Source organism: Sphingopyxis sp. GW821-FHT02C12, assembly GCF_059421785.1.
This window is the reverse complement of record NZ_JBWKVQ010000001.1, coordinates 1,476,809-1,503,059: the sequence shown is the minus strand read 5'-3', so window position 1 is coordinate 1,503,059 and position 26,251 is coordinate 1,476,809. Positions and strand designations below refer to the sequence as shown.

Here is a 26,251-nt window from a genome sequence, read left to right as displayed (position 1 = left end):
CGCAGACCCGATTGCGGCGCTGGCGCGCGCTTGCTATGGGCGCCGTCGATGACCCAGAACACGCCCGAAACCATCCGCACGCCCAAGACCCGCGTCGCCTGCGACGGCACCGGCGACGGCCTCGCCAACGCCGCGCTCGGCCATCCGCGCGTCTGGCTCGAGATCGACACCGATGAGGGCTTTGCCGACTGCGGCTATTGCGACCGGCGCTTCGTGCTGATCGGCGGGATCGCCGATAAAGGGTAAGCGTCGGCGGGATCGCCGATAAGGGTTGACCCTTGGCGGCGGCGCAAGGCGTAAACGCCGCCTTTACCAAGCCAAAGCATCATCGGTTCACACCCCGCTGGCATAGTCTGTGCCAGACAGGAGCAGAATCGTGGGGATTCCAGGGACCAGCCATCGTCGGGCCGCCGCGCGCGTCCCGGCCATCGCCGCAGCGCTGATCGCGCTGGCGGCGCCTGCGCACGCCGCCGACATGCCCGGGACGACGACCGCGACGGTCGTCCGGCCGAACAGCCTCGTCAAGACCGACGATCTCGATTTCGGGACGATCATCAGCGGCGCCACAGGCGGCACCGTCAGCGTCAACGCCCTCACCGGCGCGCGCACGACCAGCGGCGGCGCCACCGCGGTCGGCAACGACGCGCAGCGCGCGCAGTTCCAGGGCACCGGCGGCATATTGCTGATCACCGTGTCGGGCAGCACGTCGGTGACGCTGACACGGGCCGGCGGCGGCGCGACGCCTATGACCGCCACTTTGGTCCGCGCCGCGAGCACCAGCGGCGGCGGCATCGCGCTGCTCGGCGCGACCCTGCTGCCGAGCGGGGTGCAGACCTATTATATCGGCGGCACGCTCACCGTCCCGGCGAACCAGCCCGAGGGCGATTACAGCGGGACGTTTACGCTGACGGTCAATTATCTCTGAGCCTCCCGTCATTGCGAGCGCAGCGAAGCAATCTCCAGCCATCGATATCGCGCAAGGCGGATAGCTGGAGATTGCTTCGCTGCGCTCGCAATGACCATGAGCATTTGCGGACCGTCGGACGCGCGCCTATATCGGCCTCATGACAAGCCCCACCGATCCCCGCCGCTTCCTCTATCGCGCCGATGCGCTCGATCCCGATCTTGCGCAGAAGCTCGCGAAGGAAGCGCTCGCCAAGGCCGATGACGGTGAGCTTTACCTGCAATATCGCGCGACCGAGAGCTTCGGCTTCGACGACGGGCGGCTCAAGACGGCGGATTATTCGACCGATGCGGGCTTCGGGCTGCGCGCGGTATCGGGCGAGATGACGGGGTTCGCGCACGCGAGCGACATCAGCGCCCCGGCGATCCGCCGCGCCGCCGAGACGCTCGCGCTGCTCGACCCCGCGAACCAGCCGCACGCCGCCGCCCCCGCGCGGACCAACCGCCATCTTTATGGCGAGGCCAATCCGCTCGACCTGATCCCCTTCGCCAAGAAGGTCGCGCTGTGCCAGCAGATCGACGCCGCCGCCCGCGCGCGCGATCCGCGCATCGCGCAGGTCTCGGTCGCGCTCGCCGGCAGCTGGTCGGTGGTCGAGATCGTCCGCGCCGACGGCTTCCTCGCGACCGACATCCGCCCGCTCGTCCGCCTCAACGTGTCGATCGTGGTCGAGGAGAATGGTCGGCGCGAGAGCGGCTATTTCGGTCTCGGCGGTCGTTACATGTACGACCATCTGTTCGAGGAAGCGCAGTGGAACCGCGCGATCGACGAGGCGCTGGCGCAGGCGCTCGTCAATCTCGAGGCGGTCGACGCCCCGGCGGGCGAGATGACCGTGCTGCTCGGTCCCGGCTGGCCCGGCGTGCTGCTCCATGAAGCGATCGGCCACGGGCTCGAGGGCGATTTCAACCGCAAGGGCACCAGCGCCTTTTCGGGACGCATCGGTGAGCGCGTCGCGGCGGCAGGCGTCACCGTCGTCGACGACGGCAGCCTCGCCGAACGGCGCGGTTCGCTGAGCATCGACGACGAGGGCACCCCGACCAGCGAGACGGTGCTGATCGAGGATGGCATGCTCAAGGGCTATATGCAGGACCGGCTCAACGCGCGGCTGATGGGCATGGCGCCGACCGGCAACGGGCGCCGCGAAAGCTTTGCCCATGCGCCGATGCCGCGGATGACCAACACCTTCATGAAAGGCGGAAACGACGATCCCGCCGAACTGCTGAGCCGCGTCAAGAACGGCATTTTTGCCAAAAGCATGGGCGGCGGGCAGGTCGACATCGTGTCGGGCAAATTCGTGTTCAGCTGCACCGAGGCGTATAAGATCGAAAATGGCAAGCTCGGCGCCCCGATCAAGGGCGCGACGCTGATCGGCGACGGGCCGAGCGTGCTCACGAAGGTCACCGGAATCGGCAACGACATGGCGCTCGACGAGGGCATCGGTGTGTGCGGCAAGGGCGGCCAGAGCGTCCCCGCGGGCGTCGGCCAGCCGACCCTGCTGGTGAGCGGGCTGACGGTGGGCGGGACGGCTTAACGCCCCTCTCTCCGTCATTGCGAGCGAAGCGAAGCAATCCAGAGTAGGCGTACACCGCTCTGGATTGCTTCGCTTCGCTCGCAATGACGGGATTCTGTGACGCGCATCACTTGGCCTTCGCCAATCTCGCGCCTATACGCCTCTCAAACATAAAGCAGAAATTGGGTCGCATGAGCTTTTCCCCGGGGGCAGAACCTCCGGTCGCAGGGAGGAATTATGCGCAAGACTTTCCAATTCACCTCGCTCGCGGTCATCGCCGCGATGCTGACCGCGCCCGTCGCGGCGCAGCAGAAGACCACCGGTCCCAAGGAACGCTATGAGATGGACGCCGCGACGATGTCGGGCTTTGCCGCGATGGGCGGCGGCAAGGGCGGCATGGGCGGCGCGATGAGCATGATGTTCGGCGGCGGCCCCGACAGCGCGTTGGCGCGCCAGCTGGTCCTGCGCCTCGGCTCGAACGAGTTGCCGACCGCGCCGCCGCCGAAGGGCGATCATTTTTTTCTGCCGCAGGCCAAGCTCGGCAAATCGGTGCCGCTGATCGCGCCCGAGCGCAAGGACGGCACCTACCCGACCGAATTCGAACGGCCGAAGGGGCGCCTGCTGCTCTATTGGGGCTGCGGCGCCAAGGCGGGGCCGGGGCAGCCGGTGATCATCGATTTCGCCAAGGTCGCGGCGGGACAGGTGCCGCCGAACCTCTTCTCGACCGCCGTGCCGATCGTCCGCGAAGTGTCGCCGTCGAACAGCAAATCCTATATGGAATGGCCGAACGGCAAATCGACCAAGATGCCGTCCAAGGACAGCAGCCTGCTCGGCGCGCACCGCGTCGCGAGCAATGTCGGCAACGACATCAATTTCACCCTCGCGCAGGATTATATGCCCGCGCTGCAGGCCTCGACCGCCGACCAGGCCGACGGGTCGGTGACGATCCGCTGGAACCCGGTGCAGAACGCCACCGGTTATGCCGCCTGGACGATCGGCGGCATGGGTAACGGAAGCGGCAAGAACGACGTGGGCGATATCGTCTGGTGGACGAGCAGCGCGACCAAGGAATTCGGCGGCGGGCTGTGGGACTGGCTGCCGCCCTCGGTGGTCGCCAACCTGATCACCAAGAAGATCGTGATGCCGCCATCGCAGACGACGTGCCAGATCCCCGCCGAGGTCAAGAAATCGTCGGGCGAGTTCATGATGGGCAACCTCAACGCCTTCGGCCCCGAGGCGAACTTCTCCTATCCGCCCAAGCCCGCGACGGGGGTGTGGAACATCGACTGGACCGCGAAGGTGCGCTTCCGCTCGTACACGATGCTGATGGTCGGCGCCGATTTCGGCGGCATGAGCGGCGGCGGCGCGTCGAGCGGGAGCAGCAGCGGCGAGGCCGCACCGCCCGCCAAGAAAAAGAAATGCAAGGGCCCGCTGGGCATTCCGCTGCCCGACGGCGCCTGCTGAGCGCACGCGCGTGACCTGGCCGGTCCCTCCCGCAGGCGCGAGGGACCGGCCAGGTCACCATGCCTGAGTCAGTTGTCGTTCAGACGAGATGCCCTATATCGGCGGCAGAGGGTGTGTGTTGAATGACAGGAGTCGAACCATGCGTCCGTTTATCGCCACTATCATCGCCGCCGCCGCGGTGGCCGCCGCGCCCGCCGCATCGGCGAAGGAAAAGCTGACCGGCGAGCAGCAGCTCGAAAAATTGCTCGACGGCCGCGTCGCGGGCGAACCGCAAAACTGCATCCAGCTGACCGGATCGAACAGCACCACGATCATCGACCGCACCGCGATCGTCTATCGCATCGGTAGCACCCTTTGGGTCAACCGGCCGAAGGGCGGCGCCGAATCGCTCGACGACGACGATATTCTCGTCACCAAATTGACCGGCAGCCAGCTGTGCAGCATCGACACCGTCCAGCTGCGCGACCGCACCAGCCAGATGTACAGCGGCTTCGTGTCGCTCGGCGAGTTCGTGCCGTACCGCCGTCCCAAGGCCGAATAGCGCCAAAAAGCCCCGTCATTGCGAGGAACCGAAGGCGACGAAGCAATCCAGGGTTGCGTAAACGGCTCTGGATTGCTTCGCTTCGCTCGCAATGACGGATGAAATGAAAGCCCCCGCCCCGCCCGCCGACTGGCCGGCGCAACTCCTGACCTTCTGGTTCGACGCGCATGGCATGGACGACTGGTATGGCGGCGGGCCGGATTTCGACACCGACATCCGCGCGCTGGCCGGCGACTGGCACGAAGCGCTGCGCGCGCTGCCCGCCGCCAGCTTCCTGACCGACCCCGACACCGCGCTGGCCGCGGCGATCCTGTTCGATCAGGTGCCGCGCAATATCTTTCGCGGATCCGCCGATGCCTTTGCCACCGACGATCTCGCCCGCGCGATCGCGCGCGGCATCGTCGCGCACGGCTGGGACAAGGCCTGGCCCGACGCGCGGCGCCAGTTCGCCTATCTCCCCTATCAGCACAGCGAGGACCTCGCCGACCAGCGCGAATCCTTGCGCCTGTTCGGCCAGCTCGCAGATCCGATGTTCCAGGACTATGCGCAGAAGCATTTCGACATCGTCGACCGCTTCGGCCGCTTCCCGCATCGCAACGCGGTGCTCGGCCGCACGACACGCCCCGAGGAGCAGGCGGCGGTGGAGGAAGGCAAAAATTGGTGATAAGCCCGCCACACCGATCTTGCGGAGCCCCGACATGGCCGATTTCACCGACAGCCTGACCGACAAGCATATCGCTTTCATCGAGAAGCAACCGGTCTTCTTCACCGCGACCGCCGCCGCCGATGCGCGGATCAACCTGTCGCCCAAGGGCTATGCCGACACGTTTCGGGTGCTGTCCGAAAACCGGGTCGCCTATCTCGATTTCGGCGGATCGGGCAACGAGACGCACGCGCATCTCGCCGCCGACGGGCGCATCACCATCATGTTCTGCGCCTTCGACCGCAGCGCGCTGATCCTGCGCATCTATGGCCGCGGCCGCGCGGTGCTGCCGCAGGACGATGAATGGGAGACGATCGCCAGTTCTTTCACCCTGATCCCCGGCACCCGCCAGATCTTCGTGATCGACGTCGACAGCGTGCAGACCAGTTGCGGCTGGGGCGTGCCGATGATGGAATTGCAGCACGAACGCGACACGCTGCAGAAATATCACCGTCAGGCCGACCCGGTGCTGTGGGTCGAGAAATTCCAGGAACGCACCAGGAGCATCGACGGCCTGCCGACCCGCCCGACGGACCGTTTCATCACCGGCGACCCGGCCTGATGGCGCTCGTCGAGCTGGTACGCCTGCCGAACGGGGTCGAGGCCGAATTGCTGCGTGGCCGGCTCGAAAGCGCCGGCGTCCATGCCGTGTGTTTCGACGCCGGCATGAATATCGCCGAAAGCGTCGGCCTGCTCATCCCGGTGCGGGTGATGGTGCTCGACGACGATCTGGTCGAGGCGCAGGCCTTGATGGCGGAGTTCGGCGCCGGTTGAACGCAACCTAAGCCTTGCTCAGACGTCCATAATCCTGTGAAAATGCCCGCCATGATCAAGGTCGCCAGTTACAATATGCGTAAGGGCATCGGTCTCGACCGGCGCCGCGATCCGGGGCGGGTGCTGTCGGTGCTGCGCGAACTCGACGCCGATATCGTCGCACTGCAGGAGGCCGACCGCCGCTTCGGGACCCGCGCCAGCGCGATCCCGCCGCATATGTTCGAAGAGCATAGCGACTATGTGCCGGTCGACCTGCTCGGCGGGCGTCCCTATGCCATCGGCTGGCACGGCAATGCGCTGCTGGTGCGCAAGGGCGCCGAAGTCGAGGAGAGCCACGCACTCCATCTGCCGACGCTCGAACCGCGCGGCGCGGTCGCGGCGACGGTGCGCATCGGCGACACGCGGCTGCGCGTCGTCGGCATGCATCTCGACATTTCGGGGCTGCGGCGGCGGCAACAGGCGCGCGCGATCCTCCATCACCTCGCGGCGGGCGAGGACCTGCCGACGATCCTGATGGGCGACTGCAACGAATGGCGCAACCAGGGCGGCTGCCTCCATGATTTCGGCGAACGCCATCGGCTCGTCGACACCGGCCACAGCTTCCACAGCCGTCGCCCGGTGGCGAAACTCGACCGCATCTTCGCCTCGCCCGACCTGCAGGCGGTCGACGCCGGGGTGCATCGCAGCGCGCTCGCGGCGCGCGCGTCGGACCATCTGCCGATCTGGGCGCGCTTCGAGCGGGCGGGTTAGCCTGGAAAAGCCCCTCCCCTAAGGGCGGGCGGGTTACGTCCCTGCCCATAATTTAGGCATCGCGCTGCCTCGCCTGCCCATTCCACTGACTCAATCGGTCGCCTGCGCGCACCAATTCGTCACAAAATGTTAACTCAACCCCCGCCCGCGCAATTTGGCACGGCTGTTGCAGTGCAACATCTGCCAATAATCACAAGGGGGCGTCATGAAGCTGATCCTGGCTATCATCAAACCGTTCAAGCTCGACGAGGTGCGCGAAGCCCTCACCGGCTTGGGCATTGCCGGAATGACCGTGACCGAAGTCAAAGGCTTCGGTCGTCAGAAAGGCCAGACCGAAATCTACCGCGGCGCGGAATATGCCACCAACATGGTGCCGAAGGTGAAGATCGAGCTCGTCTGCGACGACGCGCTCGCACCGCGGGTCGTCGAAACGCTGCAGCAAAGCGCCGGAACCGGGTCGATCGGCGACGGCAAGATTTTCGTCCTCGACGTCGGTCAGGCCGTGCGCATCCGCACCGGCGAGACCGGCGAGGCGGCTCTGTAATGATAAAGGGGGAAGCAATGACGTTCGCAAACAAATTTGCGGCGACCGCCGGGGCTGCGGGCCTCGCACTGTTCGCCGCGCTGCCCGTGTGGGCGCAGGAAGCGGCAGCCGCCGCCGCGGCTCCCGCCGCCGAAGCGGCACCCGCAGTCGCCAACCCGGGCAATAACGCCTGGATGATGACCGCCACCGTCCTCGTCCTGCTGATGATCCTGCCGGGCCTCGCGCTCTTCTACGGCGGCCTGACGCGCACCAAGAACATGCTGTCGACGATGACGCAGGTCGGCGCCGCCGCCTGCCTCGCGATGCTGATCTGGGTCAGCTACGGCTATGGCCTCGCCTTCGGACCCGAGGGCAACGCCTTTATCAGCTGGGGCAAATTCTTCCTGTCGGGCGTCACCGCCGAGTCGACCGGCGCGACCTTCACCGACGAAGTGATCAGCGAATATGTGTTCATCTCGTTCCAGATGACCTTCGCCGCGATCACCCTCGCGCTGGTCCTCGGCTCGGTCGTCGAGCGCCTCAAATTCTCGGCCATGCTCGTGTTCGGCGCGATCTGGCTGACCATCGTCTATTTCCCGATCGCACACATGGTGTGGGCGGGCGGCGGCCTGTTCTTCGAAGGCGGCATGTTCGGCACCGACACGCCGGCCGCGCTCGACTTCGCCGGCGGCACCGTGGTCCACATCAACGCCGGCGTCTCGGCGCTGGTCGCCGCGATCATCCTCGGCAAGCGCATCGGCTACCAGAAGGAAATCATGGCGCCGCACTCGCTGACCATGACGATGATCGGCACCGGCCTGCTGTGGGTGGGCTGGTTCGGCTTCAACGCCGGCTCGGCACTCGAAGCCAATGGCTCGGCGGGCCTCGCGATGATCAACACGATGGTCGCCACCGCCGCCGCCGCGCTCGTCTGGATGCTCGCCGAAAAGGTCAGCGGCCACAAGCCTTCGGCGCTCGGCTTCTGCTCGGGCGTCATCGCCGGCCTCGTCGCGATCACCCCGGCCGCCGGCAACGCCGGTCCGTTCGGTGCGATCCTGCTCGGCGCGGTCGCCTCGGTCGTCTGCTACTTCGCGGTGACCAAGCTCAAGGCCAAGCTCGGCTATGACGACTCGCTCGACGCCTTCGGCATCCACGGCATCGGCGGCATGGTCGGCGCGATCGGTACCGCCTTCACCATGCTGGTCGCGCTCGGCGGCCCGGCGGGCGAAGACTATGCCCTCGGCCCGCAGATCACGACGCAGGTCATGGCGGTCGTCACCACCATCATCTGGTCGACCATCGGCACCGCGATCGCGATCTATATCGCCAAGGCGCTGACCGGCCTGCGCGTCAGCGAAGAGGTGGAGCGCGAAGGCCTCGACCTCGGCGAACATGGTGAGCGTGCCTATAATTATTGACGAGACTGGACACCCGCCGCCGCTCTCTCCCCTCCAAAAAGGCGGCGGGGTCCAACCCAGGTTCCTCCTGCGAACCACTGGCCGGGGCTTGTCCCCGGCCTTTTTTTGTCGAGGTGGCCGGGGCGGCCACGGGCCCGGACCAGGTCTCCGGCCTTTTTTTGCTTGCGGCCCAGCGGCCTAGAGGCGACGCACCCAGGCGGCTTGGCGGGTCGGCATGTGGCAGCAATGCAACAGCGCGCCGACATTTTGTTACGCGCGATTCGGACCCCATTGCGCATTTGTGACAAGAGGCGCACTCCTCTCGCCGCGACGGGACAAGATAGTCCCGCGCTGCTCAGAGAGGAAAACATCATGCATGCTCGCACTATGCTGCTGGCCGGGCTTTCGACGCTCGCGCTGGCCAATTTCGTTACGCCCGCCGCCGCGCAGGACGCCGCCGCCGAGGAAGACGACAGCAACATCATCATCGTCACCGCGACCAAGCGCGACGCCAATCTTCAGGACATCCCCTTTTCGATCAACGCGCAGACCGCCGCCGACATCCAGAGGTCGGGGGCGGTGACGCTCGAGGATCTGTCGCGCAACGTCGCCGGCCTGTCGGTGCAAAACCTCGGCCCCGGCCAGAGCCAGGTGTCGGTCCGCGGCGTGTCGGCGGGACAGGTCGTGCGCGACCAGCCCGGCGTCAAGGAACAGGTCGGCGTCTATCTCGACGAAAGCGTCATCTCGCTCTCGCTCTTCACCCCCGACATCGACCTTTTCGACCTCAACCGCGTCGAAACGCTGCGCGGGCCGCAGGGCACGCTGTTCGGGTCGGGATCGGTCGGCGGCACGATCCGCTACATCACCAACCAGCCCAAGCTCGGCGTGACCGAAGGCAGCGTCGAGGCGAACCTCAACCTCGTCGACGGCGACGATATCGGCGGTCATCTGAAAGGCGCGATCAACGTCCCGCTCGGCGACAAGGCGGCGGTGCGCGCGGTCGGCTATTACACGCGCTACGGCGGCTTCATCAACGCGGTCGGCCCCGCGGGCGGCAACGACGTCAACAGCGGCGAACGTTATGGCGGGCGCCTCGCGGTGACCTTCGAACCCGTCGACGACGTCACCATCACCCCACGCATCGTCTATCAAAAGGTGACCGCCGACGGCTTCAACCGCCAGGATATCTATAATCTCTATGGCAACCGCTTCACCACCACGCGCCCGCAGGTGACCTATGACGAGCGCGAGCAATATCTGCTGCTGCGCGAAGCGTTCGAGGACAAGACGCTGATCGCCGACCTGGTGATGAACGCCAAGCTCGACGGCGTTTCGGTCACCTCGGTGACCAGCTACACCAACCGCGACATCCTCGTCAGCCGCGACGCGAGCGCGCTGACCGGTTCGGTCTCGGTCGACCTCGGTTTCCCGACCGCCGGGGTATTGCTGCCATCGGCCCTCGTCGACACCACCGACCTTAAGACCTTCACGCAGGAAGTCCGCCTCGCATCGGATTATGACAGCGCCTTCCAATGGGTGTTCGGCGGTTTCTATTCGAGCACCGACCGCTTCTATCGCCAGCGTCTGCCCACCCCCGGTTATGACGCCTTCACCGATGCGACGCTCGGCGCGGGCACCTCGGCGGCGGTCGCCAACGGTTTCCCCGCCAACTCGCCGTACAACGCCGACCTGCCCTATAAGATCAAGCAGCTCGCGATCTTCGGCGAAGGCACCTATTCGATCACCGACGCCTTCGACGTCACGGTCGGCGGCCGCTATTACGACTTCGTCGAGACGCGGCGCTTCGTCACCGGCGGATTGTTCGCGAACGGCGACCGCCGCCGCGACAAGACGCGCTCGAACGGCATCAGTCCGCGCGTGCTGCTGAGCTACGACGTCGCCGACAATGTCAGCGTCAATGCGCAGGCGTCGAAGGGTTTCCGCCTCGGCGGGGTCAACGATCCGCTCAACCTGCCGCTCTGCTCGCCGAGCGACGCGGCGCTGTTCGGCGGCTTCCAGGATTACGACGACGAGACCTTGTGGAACTATGAAGTCGGCGTGAAGTCGAAGGGCCGCGGCTTCACCTTGAACACCGCCGCCTTCTACAACGACATCCGCAACCTCCAGGTCACGCTCGACGCCGGCAGCTGCTCGTCGCGCATCGTCTTCAACGTCCCCAAGGCGCATTCGATGGGGGTCGAGGTCGAGCTCGGGGTGAACCCGATCGACGGACTCGACCTCAACCTGTCGGGCAGCCTGATCGAGGCCGAGTTCGACACCACCCTGCCCGGCGTACTCGCCACCGCGACGGGCATCCGCGAAGGCAACCGCCTGCCCTCGGTCCCGAAGTTCCAGCTGTCGGCATCGGGCAGCTATGAATTCCCGGTCTCGGACAGCGCGTCGGCCTATCTCGCGGCGTCGTTCCAGCATGTCGGCGCGCGCTACACCCAGCCCGCGGATCAGGAAAACAACCCGCGCACCTTCGTCCACGGCCTGCCTTTCGGCGGCGCCCCGGCGAACGCCGCGACGACGGTCGACCTCGAACTGCCCGATTACCAGCTGGTCAATCTCAGCGCCGGGGTCGATTTCGAAAGCGGCCTGTCGCTCAGCGTCTATGTCAACAATCTGCTCGACGAAAACGCCCTGCTCTCGTTCGACCGCGAACGCGGCGGCCGGGCGCGTCTCGGCTATACCGTCGGCCAGCCGCGCACCTTTGGCGTCACTGCGCGCCAGAGTTTCTAACCGATCGGGGCGGGTTGCCGTTCGCGGCGGCCCGCCTTCGCAGGCGCACAATAAATAGGCAGTGGTGATGCAAATTTAGGCCTTTCCATCATGACATTAATATGGCATTCAACCATCAAGAGTTTCAGGAGGGGAGAGCCTGAAAGGCTGGGCCGGGACGCAAGTCCCGGCCCTCTTTTTTTGTGCGCAGCATAAGCCATCGCGCAAAAGCCCGGAAAAGCGCGGCGCGGAATTTTTCTGCGCCGCAGCCGGCGCACGGGGCGGCTGCGAAAGCCCCCGATTCGCCGCGGCGGAATCCTCCCGAATAACCAGCACCCGCGTACCTATCGCCGCACGCGTCGCGTTGCGGATTTCTGCTCGGACGAAAGAATGAGCGAGTCGGGTCCGGGCTTGAAGACGGGCCCATCGCAACCCCCGCCGCAGCAATGCGGCGGGTGTTGCTCTATCGGGCGTTCAGCCCGCGCCCGCCTCGGACTGCGAGAACATGAAGGCGTTGCCGTCGGGATCGTAGAAGGTGAGCAGCTTCACCAGCCCCGGGATATGCTGGATATCGCCGTCCTGCCGCACCCCTTCGGCGTCGAGATGCGCCTTGGCCGCGACGATATCCTCGACCTCGAAGACGTTGGTCGCGCCGCCGCCCTGCACCACCGTCTCGACCTCGCTCAGCCCGATGCTCACGCCCGCCATCGGCGATTTGAGCTCGCACCAGCCGATCTCGTCGGCGCGGTAGAGCAATTCGCACAGCATCACCCGTTCGTACCAGGCGATCGACGCGGTCATGTCCTTGACCCCCATCGAACAGGTGAGTTCGGACCCGATCTTCAACGCCATTGTCATTTCTCCCTATCTGGCCAGGACTTCGTCATTGCGAGCGAAGCGAAGCAATCCAGGGCGACTGACGCCCGCTCTGGATTGCCGCGTCGCCTGCGGCTCCTCGCAATGACGGTGCTTATGAATTGGAACCCAAGCCCCAATCCGCTTGCTTCAATAGTCTGGTTTGTATAGTTACTAGCCAATGCCGTCAAGCGTTCCCGATCCCCTGCTCGCGCAGCTGACCCGCCACCGCTGGCTGGTCCCGCTGCTCGCCGATCTCGCCGCGCACCGGGGCGCGCGGTTCGTCGAACTGGTGAAGCGGCTCGCGCTCGCGCGCGATAGCCTGACGCGCACGCTCGAGGCGGCGGCGGCGATCGGCTGGGTGCAGCGCAATCCCGGCCACGGCCACCCGCTGCGCCCCGAATATATCCTCACCGAAAGCGGGGCCGCCGCCGCACTGCGCGCCGCGACGATCGCGGAGGCGCAGGCGGCAATCGGCCTGCCGCCCGGCGCGGCGACGCGCTGGGGGCTGCCGCTGGTCGCCGGCATCGACGCCGGGCACGCCCGCTTCAACGCGCTGTCGCGGCTGCTCTCCCCCGCAACCCCGCGCGCGCTGTCGCAGGGGCTGACGGCGCTCGGCAAGCATGGGCTGGTCGTGCGCGATGTGGTCGACGGACGGCCGCCGAGCAGTCTCTATGGGCTGACGGAGACGGGGCGGGTGCTGGCGGAGGCTTGCGCTTAGCGCTCCGGTTCCCCGGCGAAAGCCGGGGTCCATGCGACGCCGCGCCAGCTCTCCGGGTCCCGGCTTTCGCCGGGGAACGTCAGGCCAAAGCCGCCTTCACGAAATCCGCCGCGCGTTCGCCGATCATGATGCTCGGCGCATTGGTGTTGCCGCTGACCAGCCGCGGCATGATGCTCGCATCGGCGACCCACAGCGCGTCGAGGCCCTTCGCCTTCAGCGTCGGGTCGACCACCGAAGCATCGTCGCTGCCCATGCGGCACGTCCCGACCGGATGATAGACGGTGTCGGCTCGGCTGCGGATCAGCGCGTCGAGCGCGGCATCGTCGGCGAGGTCCACCGGATGCCGGTCGGCGCCGGCATAGTCCGACAGCGGCGGCGCGGCGGCGATGCGGTGCATCATCCGCACCCCGGCGCGGAGCGTCGCCATGTCACGGTCATCGGTCAGGAAGCCCGGATCGATCGCGGGCGCGGCGGCGGCGTCCGGTGATGCGAGGCGCACCGTGCCGCGGCTCTCCGGGCGGAGCACGCAGGCGTGGATCGAAAAGCCATGCCCCTTGACCTTGGTCCGGCCATGGTCCTCGAGCATCGCGGGCACGAAATGATATTGGATATCGGGCGCGGGCAGGTCGGGGTGCGATTTCCAGAAGCCGCCCGCTTCGGCGAAGCAGGTCGTCATGATGCCGGTGCGTTTCAGCCGGTGCTCGACAATCGCCTTGAGCATCCGCCAGCTGCCACCGAGGCTGTCGCCGAAGGGATCGGTCGAGCGCGTCTCCCAACTCGACACATAATCGATATGATCCTGCAAATCGGCGCCCACCGCGGCGCGGTCGGCGACCACATCGATGCCCTGCTCCTGCAGATGCGCGCCGGGACCGATCCCCGACAGCATCAGGATCTGCGGGCTGTTGAAGGCCCCCGCCGACAGGATGACCCCGCCCCGCGCGCGCAGCGTCTCCCGGCTACCACCGCGCCGGATCACGACCCCGGTCGCGCGCCCGTCCTCGACGAGGATCTTCTCGACCAGCGCCTTGGTGCGAATGTCGAGATTGGCGCGCCCGCGCAGCGGTTCGACATAGGCGCGCGCCGCCGACCAGCGCTCGCCCGCCTTTTGCGTCGTCTGATAGAGGCCAAAGCCTTCGTTATTCGGTCCGTTGAAATCGGCGGTGCGCGGCAGTTGCAGCGCCGCCGCGCTTTCGACGAAGCGCCGGCTCGTCACATTGGGCCAGCGCTGGTCCATGACATTGAGCGGGCCGTCACTCCCGTGGAAATCGTCCGCCCCGCGCTCATTGCCCTCGCTGCGTTTGAAATATGGCAGCACGTCGGCATAGCTCCAGCCGCTCGCGCCAAGTGCCTGCCACTGGTCGTAATCGAACTGGTGGCCGCGAATATAGACCATCGCGTTGATCGCGCTCGACCCGCCGAGGCCGCGCCCGCGCGGCTGATATCCGATGCGGCCATTCAGCCCCTTTTGCGGGACGGTGTCGTAGCGATAGTTCGACGCCTCGGGGATGAAGGGCATGAAGCCCGGGGTCTTGACGCGGACGATATCGTTCGTCCCACCCGCCTCGACCAGGCACACCGTCCGCTTGCCGTCCTCGGCCAGCCGGCCCGCCGCCGCGCTCCCCGCGCTGCCGCCGCCGATGACGATGATGTCGAACTGATCCATATGCCGCTCCCCTCGCGCCGCCTGCGGGCGGTCGTCGGGTGCTTACATGAATGTCATTAGCGGGCGAAGCAAGACCCTAGTCGTCGCCCCGCGAAGGCGGGGGCCGCTGGAAGTTTACGCCTTCGCCGATGACCAAGGCCGACAACGGCCCCCGCCTTCGCGGGGGCGAGGATGCCTACTCCGCCGGCTCTTCCACCGGCCGCCCCGCCGCCCAGCGTTCCTTGATCATCGCACTCGTCGCGCGGCTGCCGTCGTGGCTCCAGCCGGGCTCGCGCCACATATAGTCGAGCTTGTGCTTCCACGGCGCATGCCAGACGTCCTTGGCGATGCCGACCCATTCATGGACCGCGGCCCATAATATGTTGAAGCTGCCGAGCTGCTTGACGATGCCATAGCGCACCGGTTCGTCGTCGCGCTCGGCGACGAAGCTGCCGAACATCTTGTCCCAGATGATGAAGACCCCGGCATAATTGGCGTCGAGGTAGCGCGGGTTGACGCCGTGATGGACGCGGTGGTGCGACGGGGTGTTCATCACTGCCTCGAACCATTTCGGCATCCGCCCGATCGCCTCGGTATGGATCCAGAACTGGTAGATCAGGTTCAGCCCCGCGCAGAAGAACACCATCGCGGGCGGAAAGCCGATCAGAAACAAAGGCAGCCGGAAGAGGAAGGTCAGGCTGAAAAAGCCCGTCCATGTCTGCCTGAGCGCGGTCGAGAGATTATAATGCTGCGAGCTGTGGTGGATGACATGGCTCGCCCAGAACCAGCGGACGCGGTGCGCGCTGCGGTGGAAGGCATAATAAGCCAGATCGTCGAGGAAGAAGCAGAGAATCCACGCCCACCACCAGCTCCGGAAATCGATGCCGATGTCGAACAGGTGGAACTGATAGACCCACACCGACATGCCGACCACCGCCGCACCGACGAGCGCACCGGCGACCTGGCTGACCGTGCCGAGCATCAGCGAGGTCAGCGTGTCGCGCGCCTCGTAGCGACTTTTGTCGCGGCGCAGCGAAACGATCATCTCGGCGATCAGCAGCAGGATGAAGGCGGGCACCGCATAGACGACGGGATCGGGAAGCTTATCCACGGGCGATCTCGCGCATCCGGCTGGCCCACATCCCCGCGTCCTTCCCCAATTGCAGCGTCACCGTGCCGAAGGTGCGTTCGGGCATGGTCAGGATCAGAAAGTCCTTGTCGAGCCGACCGGTCACGCTGGCGTCGATCGGGCGCGCCGCGAAATGATTGCCATGCGCGCGGACCAGCATCTGGCGCCCCCCGGCATCGCGGACGATCGCCGCGAAACCCGCCCGGTCGCGCGCGACCTCGACGCCCCTGAACCCCGCCTCGGCCTCTTCGGCGAGGCGGATCGCATGCGCCTCGTCCGCGATGCGCGGATCGGCGCCCAGTCCCATGGCCTTGACCAGCCAGGCGACGAACAGCACCGCGACCAGCGAAGCGCCCAATTGGATGAGGTCCGTCAGCGTCATTTGTCGCCCGCGAGCGCGTCCATCATCGGCCGCAGCCCGCTCAGGTCATACCCCGCATTCGCCGCTGCCTCGACGATGGCATCGACGTCGTCGCCGGCGCGCGCGCGGGTCAGCGCCCACAGATGCGTCGAGCGCGTGCCCGACCGGCAATACGCGAGGATCGGCCCCGTCGCATCGCCGAGCAAGGTGTCGAGCGCGTCGAGCTGCGGATGGCTGAAGCCAGCATGGCCGACCGGGATCGCGGCATAGGCCAGTCCCTCGGCCGCCGCGGCATGCGCTATATCGTCGCCCTGCGGTGCCGAGGGTTCCTCGCCGTCGGGCCGGTTGTTGACGATCATCGCGAAGCCCGCGGCCTTGGCCTCGGCCACGTCCTCGAGTGTAATCTGGGGGGCGACGCTATAGTCGGCGGACAGGGTTCGAAAATCGCTCATGGCGCCGATCTACTCCCGCCGCCCGCTCGCTGACAAGCGGGAAGCTGCGTTGCCGCTTTCCTTGCCCGGCGCTTTACCTATGGTCGATGCCATGGACGATCATTTCACATGGGCCTTCGGCTATTGCGCGGCGCGCGGCTATGGCCATCCAGTTGCCGCGACCACCCCTCCGGCGCTGTGGTTCGATGTCGGCAAGCCCGATCAGGCCGGCCGCTTCATTCTGGGGAATGTGTCGGGGGAGGCGGCCGCCGATGCGTTCGCCGCTGTCGCGGCGTCCCATATCTATGTCGACATTGCCGCGCCGCGCGACGCCATTCTCCCCCATATTCCGCCGCGCTGGCAGCCGCGCGACGCGATGTGGCTGATGGCGACCGACGCCATCACGCCGGCGGCGCGGCCCACGCCCGGCTTTGCGATCGAAGTCGATGAAAGCGCCGACCGTTTTGAGGCGGTGGCCAGGCATGGCGACGGGTCGCTCGCCGCGCGCGGCGTTCTCGGCATCCATGGCGGCACCGCCGTCTATGACCAGATCGTCACCGAAGCGGCGTTCGCTCGCCGCGGGCTCGGCTCGGCGATCATGGCCGAACTCGGTCGCCGCGCCGTTGCGCGGGGCGTCACCACATGCCTGCTGGTCGCCACCGCCGACGGCAAGGCGCTTTACGAACGGCTCGGCTGGACACTGCGCAGCGACATCGTCTCGGTCATCTCGCCGCCGGAGCGCCCCCGCCGATAAACCGAAAGGCGCGAAAGCCTGGGGGCGCGAGCCGCGCCCCCAGGCTCCGTGAGGCGGGACGCCCTTGCGCGGCGCCCCACTGCCTTCTCCCCGAACCCCTCGCCCGGGAAGGCGGTTTCGGTTCAGGCGGCCACCGCTGTTGCGCCTGAGTCGGCGGGTTTCGCGCCCACCGCCCGGTCGCCGGCCACCACCTCGGCAAAACGCTCGGCGTAACGCGGATGCTCGGTCCCCATCATCTTGTCCCACCAGGTGAAATAGAGCCCGTAATTCTTGTTGAAGCCGCCATTGTGGTGGAGGTCGTGGTGCGTCGTCGTGTTGATCCAGCGCGTCCACGGCGTCGACAGCCACCAGCGCGGGTGGAGCTCGAACCCCGCATGCCCCATCGCGTTGCGCAGGATCTGGAACAATATCCAGCTCAGCATCACCCAGCCCGGGGTCGGCACGAAGAAGAGCCAGATCGGCACGAAGGCGATCATCACGAACGCCTCGGGAATCGCGAAACTGTACGCCGCCCAGGGCGTCGGGGTGATCGAGCGGTGATGCGCGCGGTGGAAGATCCTGAACAATTTCGGGTGGTGCATCGCGCGGTGCACCCAATAGAAATAGGCGTCGTGGGCGACGATGATCGCGGCGAGCAGCGCGAGGTCGCCGACCCAGCCATAGCTGCCCTCGAACCGGTGCAGCACCCCGGCATCGACGCCCCAGATGATGAACGCCGACACGACCGTATAGACCGCGACGGTCTGCACCGATTGCGCGAATTCGCGGCGCCTGTCGGCCATCGTCGCCTCGCGCGCCTGGATCTTGCGAGTCCTGAGGCTGGTCCGCCGCAATCCCCAGACGATCGCCGCGACCAGCGCGGCGGCGACCAGGTAGCGACCGAAGTCGAAGGCGAAGACGACCGGCCCTTTGTGGACCAGATTGGCGAGCGGCGGAAAGGCGTCGAGCATCGGGGCATCCTGTCTGGATTGGATGCCCGCCTTTCAGCACGGCAGCAGATGCCCCGCTCCCCGATGTCGGAAAACGGCTAGCCGATTCTGGAATCGGCGAGTCGGACGCTGCGATATTCGCTCGGCGTCATCGCCTCGGCGTCGCGGAACGCGCGGTTGAACGGCCCGAGCGAGCCGAAACCCGCGTCGAGCGCGATCGTCAGGATCGGCACCTCGCGCTGCGCCGGGTCGGCGAGCGCGGCGCGGACCTCGTCGAGCCGGAAGCCGTTCAGGAAGGCGGTGAAGTTGCGATAGCCCATCTCGCCGTTGATCGCGCGCCGCACGCGGTACTCCGGCTCGCCGAGCCGTGCCGCGAGCATCGCGATCGAAAAGCCCTCGGCGCGATAGGCGCGCTCATCGGCCATCACCGCGCGCAACCGCTGCGCCAGCGGCGAGGGCGCGGTGGGCGACGCCACCGCATCGGGTTCCGTCGACGCTCCCGGCGCCGCGAACAATTCGGCTGCGCGAAACCGGTACAGCCCGACCGAGACGATGAAGGTCGCGACGAAGATCGCCACGAGCGTCACCGACCGGCCAAGGTCCCGGCTCATGTCGCGGTTGTGAAACATCTCGACAAAGGTGACGAGCAGGATGAAGCCGCCGATCGCCCCGACGACGCCGAGCCGGAATCCGCGCCGTGCCTCGATCAGGTCGTTGGCGCGCCCGCGCCAGGCGATCCACATGCCCGCAACCGCAAAGGCGAACATGCCGATCCGCACCACCCCCCAAATCTCCCAGCTGAAGCGCCCGGTCGCCGCGATCAGCGCAACCTGGATCAGCGGCAACGCGCCGAACGCCAGCACCAGCAACCAACTGCGCCGGCCGATCCGCTGCCGGTCGTCGAACCACAGCCGCGCGAACAGCCAGAACAGGGCCGGCACCATCACCGACAAGGCATCGCTCAGCACATAGGGGAAAAGCGCCGCGCCATGCGGTCGGAACAGCCGCGCCAGCAGATAGGCGATGATTGCGACGTTCATCGCGATCGCGACCCGCGCCGACAGGGCGGCGCGATGGTCGCGCACCAAAATTGCGATCCACAGCGCGAACAGTGCAATCGCGCCGCCGCGAATCATCGGGTCGATTATGTCCAGCGCCGCCATTGCCGTCTGCTAGCTCACGGCGCGCGGCGGCGCCATCGTGCCTAGCCGTCGGGATATTGGTCGATGCAGGTCTGCATTTCGGCCCACAGCCCGCCCGCGGCGGCAAGCTGGACCACCCCCATTTCCTTGCCGAGCACCTTGACCTGCATCGTCCGGCCGGCCTTCAGAGTCGGCCAATAATATTCCTGCAGCGCCCCCAGCTTGTAATCGGTCGCGCCGTCCTCGGTCGCGCCATAGATGAAGCGCGCGGCCACCGCGCCATCGACGAAGATCGCGGTGCCCGGGAAATTGGCGTAGGCGACGCCGGGATCGAACCGATCGCGCGGATTGCCTTCGGCATCCTCGCCGGCACTCGCGCCCTTCTCGTGCTGCGCCGACAGCGCCTCGGATTTGCCTTCGTCGATGCGTGGCAGCGCCTTGCCGCTCAGCCAGATATTGCCATCGTTGAAATTGGTGAAGCGCAGCGCGAGCGTCAGATCCTTCGCCAGCGGCCGCGTCGCGATGCAGCTGTTGCCGCGCGACTGAAAGGTCCAGCCGTCGCCGAAGCTCAAATCCTTGCGCGGGATCGGCGGCGGTTCCCTGCCCTGCCGTTCCAGCGCGGCGCCGTCCGCGAATTTTTCGGGTGCCGCGAGCGCGAGCAGTTCGGCCATGTCGCGATAGGCGTCGAGATGGGCGCGGCGCAGCTTGTCGCACGCGGTCATGCGGCCGATCAGGTGATCGGCCCGCGCGCTGCCTTCGGCGGGCTGCGCGACCACGGCTTCGCCCTCTTCCTTGTGCACCGTATCGAAGGCGGCGGTCTGCTCGGCGTCGCTCAACCCCGATCGGTCGCTGGCGAGCGCGAACCAGGTCAGCGCCATCGCCTCGCGCGTCCGCACCGCTTCGGTATCGCCCTCGACGAGCACCCCCATCAGGCTGTTGAGCACCCCGCAACGCGCCGCGTCGCCATAGACGACCGGGGTTTCTTCGGCAGCGGCGGGAACAGCAAGCAACAGGGCGGGAAATATCGGCAGGGCATAGCGCAGCATGGCAGGCTCCATCGGCCGCGACCCTGCGCGCCTGATGCGGCGGTCGCGGGTCCCTGTCAATCGCGATGGGATCGGGCCGAGAGGCCGGTTTCGATTTGCCTGGCGCGCCGCGCGCGGATCAAAACTGCCGGATAACCGCCAGAAACGCATCGCCCCACGCCTCGAGCTTTTTTGCGCCGACCCCCGGGATCGCCCCCATCGCGTGCAGCGAGCCGGGCTTTTCGGTCGCCATCGCGCGCAGCACCGCGTCGTGGAACACGACATAGGGCGGCACCCCCGCCTCGGCCGCGAGTTCGCGCCGGACGCTGCGCAGCGCGTCGAACAGCGGGTCGCCGACCGGGTTCGGCGCCCCGCCCGCGCCGCCGCGCTCGCGCCGCGTGCGTTTCACCGGCGGTTCGGCCATCAGCACCTCGGCCTCGCCCTTCAGCACCGGGCGCGCCGCTGGGCCGAGCATCAGCCCGCCATGTTCGGTCGTGGCGAGCGCCTCGCGCGCCATCAGGCTGCGCACCAGCGGCTTGATCAGCCGCGCCTCCTCGCCCGCGACGATGCCGAACACCGACAATTTGTCGTGGCCGCGGCTGACGATGCGCTCGTCGCTGCGCCCCGTCAGCACCGCCTCGACATGGCCGATGCCGAAGCTCTGCCCGGTGCGATACACCGCCGAGAGCAGTTTGCGCGCCAGCTCGGTCGCGTCGATCCGGCTCGGCGGTTCGAGGCAATTGTCGCAATTCCCACAGCGCTCGGGCGGGTCCTCGCCGAAATGGCGGAGCAGCAGGGCGCGGCGGCACGCCGGTGTCTCGACCAGCGCACCGAGCGCATTCAGGCGCGCGCGCTCGCCGGCGACGCGCGCCTCGGGCAGTTCGTCCAATCGCGACCGCGCCATCGCGAAGTCGGTCGCCCCCCACAGCATCAGCGCCTCGGCGGGGTCGCCGTCGCGGCCGGCGCGGCCGGTTTCCTGATAATAGGCCTCGATCGATTTCGGCAGCCCGGCGTGCGCGACGAAGCGCACGTCGGGCTTGTCGATCCCCATGCCGAAGGCGACCGTCGCGGTGACGATGCCGTCCTCCGACGCGACGAAATCATGCTGCACCCGCGCCCGGATTTCGGGATCGAGCCCGGCATGATAGGCCGCGACCTTGCGCCCGGTAGCGGCAGCGAGCTGGCTCGCGAGCTTCTCGGTCCCGCTGCGCGTCGGGCAATAGACGATGCCGGGACCCGGATTGGCGGTGATGAAATCGGTGAGCTGGCGCGCCGGGGTGACGCGCCCGCGCATCGCATAGCGGATGTTCGGCCGGTCGAACCCCGCGAGGATCAGTCCGCCCGCGGGGATGCCGAGCTGGACGAGGATATCCTCGCGCGTATGCTTGTCGGCTGTCGCGGTCAGCGCGAGCCGCGGCACCGCCGGGAAAGCGTCGAGCAAGGGCCGCAGCAGACGGTAGTCGGGGCGGAAATCATGCCCCCATTCGCTGACGCAATGCGCCTCGTCGATCGCGAACAGCGCCGGACTGCGCGCCTCGAGCAGCGCGCGAAACCCCTCGCCGGTCGCGCGTTCGGGCGCCACATAAAGCAGGTCGAGGTCGCCGTCGCGATAGCGCTGGCGCGTCTCGGCGAAATCGGCATCGACGCTGGTCAGCGCCGCCGCGCGGATTCCCGCCGCCCGCGCCCCGCGCAGCTGGTCGTGCATCAGCGCGATCAGCGGCGACACGACGACGACGCAGCCGGGCAGCGCGACCGCGGGCAGCTGATAGGTCAGCGACTTGCCCGCGCCGGTCGGCATCACCGCGAGCGTGCGCTCGCCCGCCATGACGCGGTCGACGACTTCGCCCTGACGGCCACGGAAATGGTCGAAGCCGAAGGTCGATTTCAGGAGGGGGAGCAGCGCGTCGGCGGTCATGCCGGGGCGATAGGAAGTTTGGGGGAGTGGGGGAAGCCCCGACCTCCTCAATATCGGGATCGATCCTCAAATATCGTCATCCCCGCGAAAGCGGGGACCCAGTGCGTAAGTCGACTTACCCCTCACTGGGTCCCCGCTTTCGCGGGGATGACAAAGGTAGGATGAGACGCGAAGCTAAGCCCGCGCCAGCATCGCCCGTTCGGCCATCCGCGACGCGGTCTCGCGTTCGGCCATCACGACATGGTCGGCGCCGCGCCGCACCAGGTCGGTCACCTCCTCGTCCGAATGCGCGCGCGCGACGATCAGCAGCTTGGGATTGATCGCCCGCGCGCGGCGCACAATCGCCCCCGCCTCGACCCCCTCGGGGATCGCGATCAGCAGGGTCGAGGCGTCCTCGATCCCCGCCTGCCGCAGGACGCTTTCCTTGGTTGCGTCGCCGACGATCACCGTCGCGCCGGCCTGCTTCGCCGCCGCCGCCATGTCCTTCTGGTCCTCGATCACCGTCAGCCCCTCACCGCGGCCGCAGATCAGCGAGCCGATATGGCTGCCGACGCGGCCATATCCGATCAGCACCACCCCGGCGTTGCACGGCGCGGGCGCCGCTTCGGCCTCGACCGGCTCCTCCGCCGCATCGGGCTGCTCGGCGCGGATCCGCCGCACCGCGAGGCTAAACAGGATCGGATTGAACAGGATCGACAGCAGCGCCCCCGCCAATATCAGGTCGCGCCCGGTTTCGGGCAGCACCTCGAGCCCGACCCCCAGTCCCGCGAGGATGAAGGAGAATTCGCCGATCTGCGCCAGGCTGACCGATACGGTCAGCGCGGTTCGCGAATCATGGCCGAAGGCGCGGACGAGCGCATAGGCGGCGACCGATTTGCCGATGACGATGATCGCGACCGTCGCGATCACCGGCCCCGGCTGCTCGATCAGCACCTTGGGGTCAAAGAGCATGCCGACCGATACGAAGAACAGCACCGCAAACGCGTCGCGCAGCGGCAGCGTTTCCTCGGCGGCGCGGCGCGACAGCTGCGTCTCGCCGAGGATCATGCCGGCAAAGAAGGCGCCGAGCGCAAAGCTCACGTCGAAAATCACCGCCGCGCCGAACGCGACCCCTAGCGCGATCGCCAGCACCGCGAGCCGGAACAGCTCGCGCGATCCCGAATGCGCGACCCAGTGCAGCACCCAGGGCAGCACCCGCCGCGCGATCACGAACATGAAGGCGGCGAAACCGACGACCTTGACCAGCACGATCGCCGCCGATTGCAGCAGCCCCGCGCTCGTTCCCTCGTCGCCGCGCGCCCCGAACATCGCGGGCAGCAGCACCAGCGCGAGCACCATGACGAGGTCCTCGACGATCAGCCAGCCGACCGCGATCCGTCCCTTTTCGGTCTCGACCATGTCGCGCGCCTGCAACGCGCGCAGCAGCACCACCGTCGAGGCGACCGACAGCGCGAGGCCGAAGACCACGCTGCCCTCGATCGACCAGCCGAGCCACAGCCCGAGCATCATCCCCAGCGCGGTCGCCACCGCGATCTGCAGCACCGCCCCCGGCACCGCGATCTTGCGCACCGACAACAGGTCTTTCAGCGAAAAATGCAGGCCGACCCCGAACATCAGCAGGATCACGCCGATCTCGGCGAGCTGCATCGCAAGCCCGGTGTCGGCAACGAAACCCGGGGTGAACGGCCCGACCATCACCCCGGCGAGCAGATAGCCCGCGATCGGCGAAATGCGCAGCCGGTGCGCCAGCGCGCCCATCAAAAAGGCGACCCCCAAGCCCGCGACCACGGTTCCGATCAAAGAAGTGTCGTGCGGCATGCTCCTTGCGTACGGGGCGCGGGCACGGCGGGTCAAGTTGTGCGGCGCAAAAAACGTGACGGGCGACCCGTCAGGCGGCCTGTGCGCCCACGCCTCCGCCCGCATCTGCCAGCGCGACCCCGCGGCCCGGGCGGCCGATCAGGAAACCCTGCGCCTCGTCGCAGCCCTCGCGGCGCAGCACCTCGAGCTGTTCGCGCGTCTCGATCCCCTCCGCCAGGATCGGGATCGACAGGCTTTTGCCCAGCGCCAGCACCGCTCGCAAAATCGCCGTCGACTGGATATTGCCTTCCAGCTCGGCGGCGAAGAAGCGGTCGAGCTTGATCTTGTCGAACGGAAAGGCGCGCAGCGTTTCGAGCGACGAATAGCCGGTGCCGAAATCGTCGAGCGCGACCCCGATGCCCAGCGCCTTGATCTGGCGCAGCACGTGCAGCGCGCGGTCGCGGTCGGCGATGATCGCGGTCTCGGTCAGCTCGATCTCCAGCCGCCGCGGCGGCAGGCGGGTGTCGAGCAATATCTGGTGGAACAGGCGCGGCAGGTCGGCGTGCGCGAGCTGGAGCGGCGACACATTGACCGCGACCTTCGACTGGTGCGGCCAGGCCGCCGCATCGGCGCAGGCGCGGCGCAGCACCCATTCGCCGAGCGCGAGGATGAAGCCGTTCGATTCGGCGATCGGAATGAACACCGCGGGCGGGATCGCGCCGCGTTGCGGATGGGTCCAGCGCAGCAGCGCCTCATAGCCGGTGACCGCCCCGCTCGTGACCGATGTCTGGACCTGGTAATGGACGTCGAGTTCGTCGCGGTCGATCGCGCGGCGCAGGTCGGCGGCGAGTTCGCGCTGGTCGCGGATCGCCTCGTCGAGCTGCGAATCATAATGGCACGGCACCGGCGCGGCGTCGGCCTTGGCGCGGTACATCGCGAGGTCGGCATTGTTCGCCAGCACCTCGGCGGTCGCGGCATCGTCGGGGAAGACCGCGATGCCGATGCTCGCGCCCAGCCGCGCCTCGAAATCCGCCAGAATCAGCGGGGCCTTCAGCTCGGCATCGAGCCGCGCCGCGAACGCCGTCAGCTGCGCGCGATCGGTGAAACGCGTCAGCGCGACGAACTCGTCGCCGCCCAGCCGCGCGACAAATTCATTATGGCCGAGCGCATCGCGCATCCGCTGCGCGATGCGCGCGAGCACCTCGTCGCCGGCCTTGTGGCCGTGGACGTCGTTGATTTCCTTGAAGCGGTCGAGGTCGATCGCGCAGAGACCGACGCGCTCGCCATTGACGATCGCGGCGCCGATCTGCCGCGCCAGTTCGGCACGAAAGGCGGTGCGGTTGGGCAGGCCGGTCAGCGCGTCGTTCATCGCCATATGGGTCAGCTCGCGCATCGCCTCCGAGCGCGTCTGCCGGTCGAGCATCGCGGCGAACACGCCCGCGGCGATGACGATGCCGCCGACGAGCACTGTCGCGAGCGCCAGCGCATTGAACTCGGCCGGACGCAGCGGTGTTTGGTCGAGCGCCATCGGGGTGATGCGCATCGCCGTCATCGCGAGGAAATGCAGCGAGGCGATCGCGAGCACGATCAGCGTCGTGGCGAGCAGGACCCGATGGCGCATCGCGCGCCGCGTGCGCAGCACGGTCAGCGCGGCCGCGGCGAAGACCATGCCGCTGATCACCGCGGCGGCGATATAATTCCGGTCCCAGGCGACGATGCCGTCGACGCGATAGGCGGTCATGCCGGTAAAGTGCATCGCGGCGATCGCGCCGCCGAACAGCGCGCCGCCGATCGCGCCAAAAATATCGTCGCGGCCCCACGCGGCGACCGCGAAACCGATGAACGAGCCGACTATTGCGACCATCAGCGAGGCGATCGTCAACACCGGATCGAGAGTGACGGGGGCTTTCGCTTCAAAGGCGAGCATCGCGACAAAATGGGTGCACCAGATCGTCGCGCTGGCGGCGACGGCGACGAGGAACGCCCATGCGATCCCCTGCGCCCGCTCCGCATCGCGCGCGCGTTCGAACATCTGCACGATGGCAAAGGCACCGACGCCGCAGATCGCGACGGCGAGCGCGACGAGCCACGGATCGTGCTCGATCGCGATGCACATGGCCAGCCTGATCAAAATCCCCACCTCTTGACGCAAAACGGCCCGCGGACAGGGCGGGACGATTGCTGCCGAAATGGCGGTAATTGC

25 protein-coding genes are annotated in these 26,251 nt (G+C 67.3%); 14 read left to right on the top strand and 11 right to left on the bottom strand.

Annotated features, from left to right (window positions below):
* The first annotated feature begins 48 nt into the window (after positions 1-48).
* From AC07U1_RS07090 to AC07U1_RS07035, 12 genes are all read left to right on the top strand, one after another.
* Positions 49-246 carry a zinc-finger domain-containing protein gene (locus AC07U1_RS07090; RefSeq protein ID WP_056342597.1) on the top strand — a complete coding sequence of 66 codons (198 nt, stop codon included), beginning with the start codon at positions 49-51 and terminating at the stop codon, positions 244-246.
* A 130-nt stretch (positions 247-376) separates the two neighbouring features.
* Complete coding sequence (locus tag AC07U1_RS07085; RefSeq protein WP_495177018.1) at positions 377-925, top strand: DUF4402 domain-containing protein; 549 nt, start codon at positions 377-379, stop codon at positions 923-925.
* Between the two features lie 139 nt (positions 926-1,064).
* Complete coding sequence (tldD, locus tag AC07U1_RS07080) at positions 1,065-2,492, top strand: metalloprotease TldD (protein WP_187139607.1); 1,428 nt, start codon at positions 1,065-1,067, stop codon at positions 2,490-2,492.
* Between the two features lie 216 nt (positions 2,493-2,708).
* The gene (locus AC07U1_RS07075) at positions 2,709-3,935 is read left to right on the top strand and encodes a hypothetical protein (RefSeq protein ID WP_492737613.1); all 1,227 of its coding nucleotides are present in this window, start codon (positions 2,709-2,711) and stop codon (positions 3,933-3,935) included.
* A gap of 139 nt (positions 3,936-4,074) precedes the next feature.
* Positions 4,075-4,476 (top strand): hypothetical protein, encoded by a 402-nt coding sequence (locus AC07U1_RS07070; RefSeq protein ID WP_495177019.1) that lies wholly within the window; start codon positions 4,075-4,077, stop codon positions 4,474-4,476.
* A 103-nt stretch (positions 4,477-4,579) separates the two neighbouring features.
* Positions 4,580-5,140 carry a DUF924 family protein gene (locus AC07U1_RS07065; RefSeq protein WP_495177020.1) on the top strand — a complete coding sequence of 187 codons (561 nt, stop codon included), beginning with the start codon at positions 4,580-4,582 and terminating at the stop codon, positions 5,138-5,140.
* A 34-nt stretch (positions 5,141-5,174) separates the two neighbouring features.
* Positions 5,175-5,741 carry a pyridoxamine 5'-phosphate oxidase family protein gene (locus tag AC07U1_RS07060; RefSeq protein ID WP_495177021.1) on the top strand — a complete coding sequence of 189 codons (567 nt, stop codon included), beginning with the start codon at positions 5,175-5,177 and terminating at the stop codon, positions 5,739-5,741.
* The gene (locus tag AC07U1_RS07055; protein WP_187139612.1) at positions 5,741-5,953 is read left to right on the top strand and encodes a putative signal transducing protein; all 213 of its coding nucleotides are present in this window, start codon (positions 5,741-5,743) and stop codon (positions 5,951-5,953) included. The genes AC07U1_RS07060 and AC07U1_RS07055 overlap by 1 nt, the downstream gene beginning before the upstream one ends.
* A 51-nt stretch (positions 5,954-6,004) precedes the next feature.
* Positions 6,005-6,703: an endonuclease/exonuclease/phosphatase family protein gene (locus AC07U1_RS07050; protein ID WP_056342578.1), complete on the top strand. Its 699-nt coding sequence runs from the start codon at positions 6,005-6,007 to the stop codon at positions 6,701-6,703.
* 205 nt (positions 6,704-6,908) lie between these two features.
* Positions 6,909-7,247, top strand: a complete 339-nt coding sequence (locus tag AC07U1_RS07045) for a P-II family nitrogen regulator (RefSeq protein WP_003043080.1) — start codon at positions 6,909-6,911, stop codon at positions 7,245-7,247.
* A gap of 17 nt (positions 7,248-7,264) precedes the next feature.
* On the top strand, positions 7,265-8,644 hold the full coding sequence (locus AC07U1_RS07040) for an ammonium transporter (RefSeq protein ID WP_495177022.1): 1,380 nt from the start codon (positions 7,265-7,267) through the stop codon (positions 8,642-8,644).
* A gap of 351 nt (positions 8,645-8,995) precedes the next feature.
* A complete protein-coding gene (locus AC07U1_RS07035; RefSeq protein WP_056342572.1) occupies positions 8,996-11,365 on the top strand; it encodes a TonB-dependent receptor in 2,370 nt (789 codons plus the stop codon).
* Positions 11,366-11,818: 453 nt separating this feature from the next.
* Here the strand turns inward: AC07U1_RS07035 and AC07U1_RS07030 are convergent, their stop codons facing one another.
* The gene (locus tag AC07U1_RS07030) at positions 11,819-12,196 is read right to left on the bottom strand and encodes a VOC family protein (protein WP_495177023.1); all 378 of its coding nucleotides are present in this window, start codon (positions 12,194-12,196) and stop codon (positions 11,819-11,821) included.
* A 184-nt stretch (positions 12,197-12,380) separates the two neighbouring features.
* Here AC07U1_RS07030 and AC07U1_RS07025 point away from each other — a divergent pair, with 184 nt between their 5' ends.
* On the top strand, positions 12,381-12,920 hold the full coding sequence (locus AC07U1_RS07025; protein WP_495177024.1) for a winged helix-turn-helix transcriptional regulator: 540 nt from the start codon (positions 12,381-12,383) through the stop codon (positions 12,918-12,920).
* Positions 12,921-12,999: 79 nt separating this feature from the next.
* On the opposite strand, the gene AC07U1_RS07020 is transcribed toward AC07U1_RS07025, so the two are convergent.
* The 4 genes from AC07U1_RS07020 to AC07U1_RS07005 form a co-directional block, all read right to left on the bottom strand.
* The gene (locus tag AC07U1_RS07020; RefSeq protein ID WP_495177025.1) at positions 13,000-14,586 is read right to left on the bottom strand and encodes a GMC family oxidoreductase; all 1,587 of its coding nucleotides are present in this window, start codon (positions 14,584-14,586) and stop codon (positions 13,000-13,002) included.
* Positions 14,587-14,761: 175 nt separating this feature from the next.
* Entirely contained in the window at positions 14,762-15,676 is a 915-nt protein-coding gene (locus AC07U1_RS07015; RefSeq protein ID WP_187139617.1) for a sterol desaturase family protein, read from the bottom strand.
* Positions 15,669-16,076, bottom strand: coding sequence for a hypothetical protein (locus tag AC07U1_RS07010; protein ID WP_056342553.1), 408 nt, complete (start codon positions 16,074-16,076; stop codon positions 15,669-15,671). Before AC07U1_RS07010 ends, AC07U1_RS07015 begins: the two co-directional genes overlap by 8 nt.
* Positions 16,073-16,507 carry a TIGR01244 family sulfur transferase gene (locus AC07U1_RS07005; RefSeq protein ID WP_056342550.1) on the bottom strand — a complete coding sequence of 145 codons (435 nt, stop codon included), beginning with the start codon at positions 16,505-16,507 and terminating at the stop codon, positions 16,073-16,075. The genes AC07U1_RS07010 and AC07U1_RS07005 overlap by 4 nt, the downstream gene beginning before the upstream one ends.
* A gap of 91 nt (positions 16,508-16,598) precedes the next feature.
* On the opposite strand from AC07U1_RS07005, the gene AC07U1_RS07000 reads away from it, so the two are divergent.
* Positions 16,599-17,240 carry a GNAT family N-acetyltransferase gene (locus AC07U1_RS07000; protein WP_495177026.1) on the top strand — a complete coding sequence of 214 codons (642 nt, stop codon included), beginning with the start codon at positions 16,599-16,601 and terminating at the stop codon, positions 17,238-17,240.
* A 122-nt stretch (positions 17,241-17,362) separates the two neighbouring features.
* Here the strand turns inward: AC07U1_RS07000 and AC07U1_RS06995 are convergent, their stop codons facing one another.
* The 6 genes from AC07U1_RS06995 to AC07U1_RS06970 form a co-directional block, all read right to left on the bottom strand.
* Positions 17,363-18,190: a sterol desaturase family protein gene (locus AC07U1_RS06995; protein WP_187139621.1), complete on the bottom strand. Its 828-nt coding sequence runs from the start codon at positions 18,188-18,190 to the stop codon at positions 17,363-17,365.
* Positions 18,191-18,267: 77 nt separating this feature from the next.
* Positions 18,268-19,332 carry an AraC family transcriptional regulator gene (locus AC07U1_RS06990; protein ID WP_495177027.1) on the bottom strand — a complete coding sequence of 355 codons (1,065 nt, stop codon included), beginning with the start codon at positions 19,330-19,332 and terminating at the stop codon, positions 18,268-18,270.
* A 41-nt stretch (positions 19,333-19,373) separates the two neighbouring features.
* A complete protein-coding gene (locus tag AC07U1_RS06985; RefSeq protein ID WP_495177028.1) occupies positions 19,374-20,357 on the bottom strand; it encodes a hypothetical protein in 984 nt (327 codons plus the stop codon).
* 118 nt (positions 20,358-20,475) lie between these two features.
* On the bottom strand, positions 20,476-22,251 hold the full coding sequence (recQ, locus tag AC07U1_RS06980) for a DNA helicase RecQ (protein ID WP_495177029.1): 1,776 nt from the start codon (positions 22,249-22,251) through the stop codon (positions 20,476-20,478).
* A gap of 174 nt (positions 22,252-22,425) precedes the next feature.
* A complete protein-coding gene (locus tag AC07U1_RS06975) occupies positions 22,426-24,069 on the bottom strand; it encodes a cation:proton antiporter domain-containing protein (RefSeq protein ID WP_495177030.1) in 1,644 nt (547 codons plus the stop codon).
* Positions 24,070-24,139: 70 nt separating this feature from the next.
* A complete protein-coding gene (locus AC07U1_RS06970; RefSeq protein WP_495197670.1) occupies positions 24,140-26,164 on the bottom strand; it encodes a putative bifunctional diguanylate cyclase/phosphodiesterase in 2,025 nt (674 codons plus the stop codon).
* Positions 26,165-26,251: the final 87 nt, after the last annotated feature.

Bases quoted from the DNA above. Each gene is read 5' to 3' on its own strand.
- AC07U1_RS07010 (WP_056342553.1), bottom strand. From the start codon at position 16,076: ATGACGCTGACGGACCTCATCCAATTGGGCGCTTCGCTGGTCGCGGTG.
- recQ (WP_495177029.1), bottom strand. From the start codon at position 22,251: ATGACCGCCGACGCGCTGCTCCCCCTCCTGAAATCGACCTTCGGCTTC.
- AC07U1_RS07065 (WP_495177020.1), top strand. From the start codon at position 4,580: ATGAAAGCCCCCGCCCCGCCCGCCGACTGGCCGGCGCAACTCCTGACC.
- AC07U1_RS06970 (WP_495197670.1), bottom strand. From the start codon at position 26,164: ATGTGCATCGCGATCGAGCACGATCCGTGGCTCGTCGCGCTCGCCGTC.
- AC07U1_RS07045 (WP_003043080.1), top strand. From the start codon at position 6,909: ATGAAGCTGATCCTGGCTATCATCAAACCGTTCAAGCTCGACGAGGTG.
- AC07U1_RS06985 (WP_495177028.1), bottom strand. From the start codon at position 20,357: ATGCTGCGCTATGCCCTGCCGATATTTCCCGCCCTGTTGCTTGCTGTT.
- AC07U1_RS06990 (WP_495177027.1), bottom strand. From the start codon at position 19,332: ATGGCGGCGCTGGACATAATCGACCCGATGATTCGCGGCGGCGCGATT.
- AC07U1_RS07075 (WP_492737613.1), top strand. From the start codon at position 2,709: ATGCGCAAGACTTTCCAATTCACCTCGCTCGCGGTCATCGCCGCGATG.
- AC07U1_RS07025 (WP_495177024.1), top strand. From the start codon at position 12,381: ATGCCGTCAAGCGTTCCCGATCCCCTGCTCGCGCAGCTGACCCGCCAC.
- tldD (WP_187139607.1), top strand. From the start codon at position 1,065: ATGACAAGCCCCACCGATCCCCGCCGCTTCCTCTATCGCGCCGATGCG.
- AC07U1_RS06995 (WP_187139621.1), bottom strand. From the start codon at position 18,190: ATGCTCGACGCCTTTCCGCCGCTCGCCAATCTGGTCCACAAAGGGCCG.
- AC07U1_RS07020 (WP_495177025.1), bottom strand. From the start codon at position 14,586: ATGGATCAGTTCGACATCATCGTCATCGGCGGCGGCAGCGCGGGGAGC.
- AC07U1_RS07030 (WP_495177023.1), bottom strand. From the start codon at position 12,196: ATGGCGTTGAAGATCGGGTCCGAACTCACCTGTTCGATGGGGGTCAAG.
- AC07U1_RS06975 (WP_495177030.1), bottom strand. From the start codon at position 24,069: ATGCCGCACGACACTTCTTTGATCGGAACCGTGGTCGCGGGCTTGGGG.
- AC07U1_RS07070 (WP_495177019.1), top strand. From the start codon at position 4,075: ATGCGTCCGTTTATCGCCACTATCATCGCCGCCGCCGCGGTGGCCGCC.
- AC07U1_RS07040 (WP_495177022.1), top strand. From the start codon at position 7,265: ATGACGTTCGCAAACAAATTTGCGGCGACCGCCGGGGCTGCGGGCCTC.
- AC07U1_RS07060 (WP_495177021.1), top strand. From the start codon at position 5,175: ATGGCCGATTTCACCGACAGCCTGACCGACAAGCATATCGCTTTCATC.
- AC07U1_RS07000 (WP_495177026.1), top strand. From the start codon at position 16,599: ATGGACGATCATTTCACATGGGCCTTCGGCTATTGCGCGGCGCGCGGC.
- AC07U1_RS07050 (WP_056342578.1), top strand. From the start codon at position 6,005: ATGATCAAGGTCGCCAGTTACAATATGCGTAAGGGCATCGGTCTCGAC.
- AC07U1_RS07090 (WP_056342597.1), top strand. From the start codon at position 49: ATGACCCAGAACACGCCCGAAACCATCCGCACGCCCAAGACCCGCGTC.
- AC07U1_RS07035 (WP_056342572.1), top strand. From the start codon at position 8,996: ATGCATGCTCGCACTATGCTGCTGGCCGGGCTTTCGACGCTCGCGCTG.
- AC07U1_RS07055 (WP_187139612.1), top strand. From the start codon at position 5,741: ATGGCGCTCGTCGAGCTGGTACGCCTGCCGAACGGGGTCGAGGCCGAA.
- AC07U1_RS07005 (WP_056342550.1), bottom strand. From the start codon at position 16,507: ATGAGCGATTTTCGAACCCTGTCCGCCGACTATAGCGTCGCCCCCCAG.